General features: G+C 29.3%; 1 protein-coding gene. It reads right to left on the bottom strand.

What is annotated here, in order from left to right:
- Positions 1-77 precede the first annotated feature (77 nt).
- Positions 78-543, bottom strand: a 466-nt coding sequence (locus BG20_RS04625; protein WP_010191518.1) for a DUF3473 domain-containing protein, incomplete at its 5' end; no start/stop codon positions are given.

Consider the following 543-nt stretch of genomic DNA (forward strand, 5'->3'; position numbering starts at 1 on the left):
CAGAATGGTTTTAAATTTTTGACACTAAATGAATCCTTTGAACTAATTAAAAATCAGATTTCTGCCTGAGACAATTGTTATTTGCCTTTCAAATATTGTTCAAAAGATGTAAATTTGAATTTCTTTAAAATTTTATCCATTTTAGAAAATGTTGAATTTAGATTATGATATGTTATGAAACTGTCCATCAATGATAGTGGTATTTTAGGCATGTACTCTGGTGTTAATTCCCAAGAATGAATGTAAAAAGTGGCTGGAATACTTTCGTCGTTGTATTTTCTTATTGCCCTTTCAATTATTTTTAATGGCAAAGTTCTCAAGTAAAATCCACCTGCGGCAGGTATTGTTTTTCCAAAAATTTTTGTTACCAAAAGAGGAAACTCTAGTATCTTTCCATCCGGATTGTTTTTCTCTATTGAGGAGCTTGTAATTTTATATGGTTTAGTTTCTGCATTATCTATTCCATATAACTTTGTTTTTGCAGGAACTATGCTACTATCATATTGATAATTATTATCTTCAAGCGTATCTATTATCCAAGAA

Origin of the sequence: Candidatus Nitrosarchaeum limnium BG20, from assembly GCF_000241145.1 — an archaeon.
Lineage (GTDB): Archaea > Thermoproteota > Nitrososphaeria > Nitrososphaerales > Nitrosopumilaceae > Nitrosarchaeum > Nitrosarchaeum limnae.